The sequence below is a fragment of the Pseudomonas sp. Sample_10 genome, assembly GCF_004321495.1.
Lineage (GTDB): Bacteria > Pseudomonadota > Gammaproteobacteria > Pseudomonadales > Pseudomonadaceae > Aquipseudomonas.
Genome location: NZ_RCOE01000185.1, coordinates 1,423 through 6,630, shown reverse-complemented (window position 1 = coordinate 6,630; position 5,208 = coordinate 1,423). Strand labels below are relative to the sequence as shown.

Sequence of the window (5,208 nt, the reverse complement as noted above, 5' to 3'; positions counted from 1 at the left end):
CAGCCCCGCGCGACGCCCAGGCCGAGGCGCGGATCAAGGAACACCTGACGCGCCAACCGGCGGCAGGTTATTTCATGACCCAGGCGATTCTGGTGCAAGAGGCGGCCATCAAAAGCCTCGACGAGCAGAACAAACAGCTGAGTGCGCAAGTCCAGACATTGCAGGCCGAGCTGCAACAGGCCAAGGCGCAGACGGCTGCACCGGCGCCGAGCAGCGGTGGATTTCTGTCGAGCATCTTTGGTGGCGGACACCGTGATCCTCAGCCTGTGCCCGCGCAACATCCGCCGGTGTCGAGTGGGGGCGGCTGGCGCGAGCCGGCGCGTCCTTCGTTCAACTCGCAACCGCCACAGCAAGGCTTTCCACAACAGGGCTATGCACCGCAGCAACAAGCGCCCGCAGCGGTCGGCGGCAGTTTTCTCGGTGGCGCGCTGAAAACCGCGGCCGGTGTCGCCGGTGGTGTAATGCTGGCGCAAGGCATCAGCAGCCTGTTCCAGCATAACCAGCAACCGCAGGAAATCGTCGAAGTGATCAAGGAAGAACCGGCCCAGGTCAACGACCAGGGCAACAACGGCTGGGGCGACGACCAGCGCATGGCCGGCAACGATTCCTACGACAACGACCAGGGCGGTTTCAGCGACGCTGACTACAGCGATGACAGTTCATCTTTGTTCGGCGGCGACGACGACTCCTTCGTCTGATAAATCTGTGGCGAGGGAGCAAGCTCCCTCGCCACATAGCCGATTATTCGCGGAACCTTCCTTTTGGCTGGCATACTGGGCAACTTTTCGGGCCTGGTGCCTGATCCTGTCTGCGCCCAAGGGGATGTGCGGTGAAAAAGATCGCTGTGTTCGCCGATGTCCAGAACCTCTACTACACCGTGCGTCAGGCCTATGGTTGTCACTTCAACTACGCCGCGCTGTGGGCTGATGTCAGCAAACAGGGCGAGATTGTCGAAGCCTATGCCTACGCCATCGACCGTGGCGACAGCAAACAGCAGCAGTTCCAGCAGATCCTGCGCAACCTCGGTTTCACCGTGAAGCTCAAGCCTTACATCCAGCGCAGCGACGGCTCGGCCAAAGGTGACTGGGACGTGGGCATCACCCTCGACATCATGGACGCCGCCGACCACGTCGACGAAATCGTGCTGGCCTCCGGTGACGGCGATTTCGATATGTTGCTCGAACGCATCATCAGCAAGCACGGGGTGCAAGCGGTGGCTTATGGCGTGCCGGGCCTGACCGCCAACTCGCTGATCCGCGCTGCCAGCCGCTACGTGCCGATCGAAGGCGCCCTGCTGCTCAAGAATTGATTTTTTACGGAGTTGAAACAGGTTTGGAACGCATTGCAGTCATCGACTTTGAAACCACCGGGATCTCCCCGAGCAGCAGTTGCCGGGCCACGGAAATTGCCGTGGTGATCCTTGAACAGGGGCGCATCGTCGAGCGTTACCAAAGCCTGATGAATGCCGGCGTGCGTGTCCCGGCCTTCATCGAACAGCTCACCGGCATCAGCAACGCCATGCTGCGCACTGCGCCATCGGCGGAGCAGGTGATGAACGAGGTCAATGAATTCGTCGGCATCACACCGTTGCTGGCGCACAACGCCGCGTTCGACCAGAAGTTCTGGGACTTCGAACTGGGGCGAATCAAACGTACGCGGTTGCAGAACTTCGCCTGTTCGCTGCTGCTGGCCCGCCGACTGATGCCCGCCGCGCCGAACCACAAACTCGGCACCCTCACCACGTTCGCCAACCTGCCGCACACCGGCAAGGCTCACCGGGCGATGGCTGATGCCGAGATGGCCGCCAACCTGACTGCGCATCTGGCTGAAGAGTTGCGGCACAAGCACGGGGTGCGGGAGTTGTCCCATGATTTGCTGTGCAAGTTGCAGAAAGTCCCGGCGGCGAAGGTCAACGAGCATCTCAAACGCCATCGCGGGTTCTAAATTCAACGCCACTGATCGTTCCCACGCTCCGCGTGGGAATGCAGCCCGGGACGCAGAGCGTCCCAAAGCGGACGCAGAGCGTTCATTGAGGCATTCCCACGCAGAGCGTGGGAACGATCTGATCAGGGTTTCCCTTCCAACTGCCCCAACGGCACGCGCTTTTCGATGGCGCTCGACAGCACAATCGAGGTCTTGCTGAACCCGAACGTGGCGATCCGGTTGATCAGCTCTTCCAGCTCCGGCATCGAACCCACTGCCGCTTGCATGATCACGCACGGGTCCCCGGTTACACGGTGGCACTCGGTCAATTGCGGAATTTTGATCAGGTCGTCGTAGGCCTTTTGATTGCCGTGCTGGTTCAGGCGCAGTTCGATCACGCACTGGATCGGCAAGCCAAGCTTGGCCATGTCGACTGTCGCCTGATAACCAGTGATCACGCCGCTGGCCTCGAGTTTGGCCACGCGCTCGGCCACGGCCGGGGCGGACAGGTTGACCTTGCGCGCCAGGTCCGCGTAGGACGCACGGCCGTTTTCCAGCAGGGCGCTGAGCAGCATGCGGTCGTACTTATCCATCGGGGCGACTCCTGGAAAAAAAGGCCGACTTTCGAAAACACGGTTTATAGCGCTCAACTCCGTGTTTTGAAAAGTGTACCGGCGCTTTAAACAAGTTTTGTAACTTATTTTTCGTCGTCGGCCTTTCTAAAATAGCCGTTCACTTGTCTTGCCTGTGAGTCGTCCCATGCCTGGCCTACGTCGTTTCCCTTTACCGCTGATCGCAGCCTTTTTCGCGTTGTACGTGATTTGGGGGTCGACCTATCTGGTGATCCGCATTGGCGTGGAGTACTGGCCGCCGTTGCTGCTCGCCGGGATTCGCTTCGTTATTGCCGGGACCTTGATGTACGCCTATTTACGCTGGCGCGGCGCACCGGCACCAACCTGGGCGCAATGGAAAGCTGCCGGGATCATCGGGATTTTGCTGCTGGCCTGTGGCAACGGTGCGGTCACTGTGGCGGAACACACCGGCGTTGCTTCCGGCGTCGCGGCGCTGGCGGTGGCGACGGTGCCGCTGTTTACCTTGCTCTGCGGATATTTCTGGGGCGCACGTAATACCCGTCTCGAATGGGCCGGGATTGTGCTCGGGATAATTGGCATCGCCATGCTCAACCTGGGGTCCAACCTGCAGTCGAGCCCCTTGGGTGCGGCGCTGCTGATTTTTGCAGCGGCCACCTGGGCCTTCGGGTCGGTGTGGAGCAAACACTTGCCGCTGCCTCAAGGCGCAATGGCCAGCGCCGTGGAAATGCTGGTGGGCGGTGTCGTGTTGCTGATCGCCAGCGCCGTCAGCGGGGAACACCTGGAAAAGCTGCCGCCGATTGAAGGTTGGGCTGCGTTGGCCTACTTGACCGTGTTCGGTTCGATCATCGCCTTCAACGCCTACATGTACCTGTTGAAGCATGTGCGTCCGGCGGCGGCCACCAGTTATGCCTACGTCAACCCGGCAGTGGCAGTATTGCTGGGGATTGTCTTCGTCGGCGAGACCATCGGTATCGAGGAAGCGCTGGCAATGGCGGTGATCATCAGCGCCGTGGTGCTGATTGGCCTGCCGCAGTGGCGCCGTACGCCAGAGCGGCCGGTGGTGGTGACGGCAGTACCGACAGAATCCCGTGTGAATTAGGGTAAACTGCGCGGCATTGCATCATGCTTTGCACACTTGCTTTGAACAACCCGCGCTGAATTTTCCTACGGTATTCCCATGACTTTCGCCACCCTTGGCCTGATCGAACCCTTGCTGCGCTCCCTTGAGACGCTCGGCTACCAGACTCCGACGCCGGTTCAGGCGCAAGCCATTCCGGCGGTGCTGGCCGGTCGCGACCTGATGGCCGCTGCCCAGACCGGCACCGGCAAGACCGCCGGTTTCGCGCTGCCGCTGTTGCAACTGCTGGCGATGGAAGGGCCGAAAGTCACTGCCAATTCGGTCCGCGCGCTGATCCTGGTGCCGACCCGCGAGCTGGCCGAGCAGGTGCACGAAGCCGTGCGCCAGTACGCCGAAAACCTGCCGTTGCGCACCTACGCGGTATACGGCGGCGTCAGCATCAACCCACAAATGATGAAGCTGCGCAGCGGCGTCGACCTGCTGGTGGCGACCCCGGGCCGCTTGCTCGACCTGTTTCGCCAGAACGCGCTGAAGTTCAACCAGCTGCAAACCCTGGTACTGGACGAAGCCGACCGCATGCTCGATCTGGGCTTTTCCGAAGAGCTGGCGAACATTTACCGCGCGCTGCCGAAGAAACGTCAGACGCTGTTGTTCTCCGCGACCTTCTCCGATGACATCCGCCTGCTGGCCGGGCAGATGCTCAACGACCCGCTGAGCATCGAAGTCAGCCCGCGCAACGTCGCAGCCAACACTGTTAAGCAGTGGATCGTGACGGTGGACAAAAAGCGCAAGCCGGAACTGTTCGTGCACCTGATGCGCAAGGGCAAGTGGAAGCAAGTGCTGGTGTTCGCCAAGACCCGCAACGGCGTGGACGCGCTGGTGGAAAAACTTCAGGGTCTGGGCATCAACGCCGACGGCATCCACGGTGACAAACCCCAGGCGACCCGTCAGCGTGCACTGGATCGTTTCAAGGCGAGTGAAGTGCAGATCCTGGTCGCGACAGACGTCGCAGCCCGTGGCCTGGACATCGAAGACTTGCCGTTGGTGGTCAACTTCGACTTGCCGATTGTCGCTGAGGACTACATCCACCGCATCGGCCGTACCGGCCGCGCGGGCTCGACCGGCGAGGCGATTTCCCTGGTGTGTGCCGATGAGGTCAATCTGCTGTCGGCCATCGAGATGTTGACCCGTCAGACCTTGAAGCGTCAGAACGAACCTGACTTCGAACCCGAGCACCGCGTGCCGGACACCGATGCCAGTGGCCAGGTGATCAAAAAGCCGAAGAAACCGAAGAAGCCAAAGGCTTCGGGTGGTGGCGGCAAGCGCAATCTTGGCAAGTGGGTGGACAGCGGGGAAGTTGCTCCAGCGGAACCTTCGATCAAGCCTGTGCGAAAAGTCCCGGTGTTCAATACCGGGCCGCGCAAGCGTAAGCCTTGACCCTGTAATGATCGTTCCCACGCTCTGCGTGGGAATGCCTCTACGGACGCTCCGCGTTCGGCTTGAAAAGGGACGCAGAGCGTCCCAGGCTGCATTCCCACGCAGAGCGTGGGAACGATCAAGGAACGATCAAGGAACGATCAAGGAACGATCAAGGAACGATCAAGGAACGATCAA

6 protein-coding genes are annotated in these 5,208 nt (G+C 60.8%); 5 read left to right on the top strand and 1 reads right to left on the bottom strand.

The window, feature by feature from the left end; translation table 11 throughout:
- The 3 genes from D8U18_RS18210 to D8U18_RS18200 form a co-directional block, all read left to right on the top strand.
- A partial coding sequence (locus D8U18_RS18210) for a DUF2076 domain-containing protein (RefSeq protein ID WP_131108130.1) occupies positions 1-698 on the top strand: 698 nt, incomplete at its 5' end.
- Positions 699-829: 131 nt separating this feature from the next.
- Entirely contained in the window at positions 830-1,309 is a 480-nt protein-coding gene (locus D8U18_RS18205) for an NYN domain-containing protein (protein ID WP_008022614.1), read from the top strand.
- Positions 1,310-1,332: 23 nt separating this feature from the next.
- Entirely contained in the window at positions 1,333-1,944 is a 612-nt protein-coding gene (locus D8U18_RS18200; RefSeq protein WP_131108129.1) for a 3'-5' exonuclease, read from the top strand.
- A gap of 122 nt (positions 1,945-2,066) precedes the next feature.
- Here D8U18_RS18200 and D8U18_RS18195 read toward each other — a convergent pair whose 3' ends face one another.
- A complete protein-coding gene (locus tag D8U18_RS18195) occupies positions 2,067-2,516 on the bottom strand; it encodes an Lrp/AsnC family transcriptional regulator (protein WP_131108128.1) in 450 nt (149 codons plus the stop codon).
- A 166-nt stretch (positions 2,517-2,682) separates the two neighbouring features.
- Between D8U18_RS18195 and yedA the strand changes: the two genes are divergently transcribed.
- Both yedA and D8U18_RS18185 read left to right on the top strand, forming a co-directional pair.
- On the top strand, positions 2,683-3,615 hold the full coding sequence (gene yedA / locus D8U18_RS18190) for a drug/metabolite exporter YedA (protein ID WP_056855723.1): 933 nt from the start codon (positions 2,683-2,685) through the stop codon (positions 3,613-3,615).
- A 78-nt stretch (positions 3,616-3,693) separates the two neighbouring features.
- Positions 3,694-5,031 (top strand): DEAD/DEAH box helicase, encoded by a 1,338-nt coding sequence (locus D8U18_RS18185; RefSeq protein ID WP_056855722.1) that lies wholly within the window; start codon positions 3,694-3,696, stop codon positions 5,029-5,031.
- Positions 5,032-5,208 lie beyond the last annotated feature (177 nt).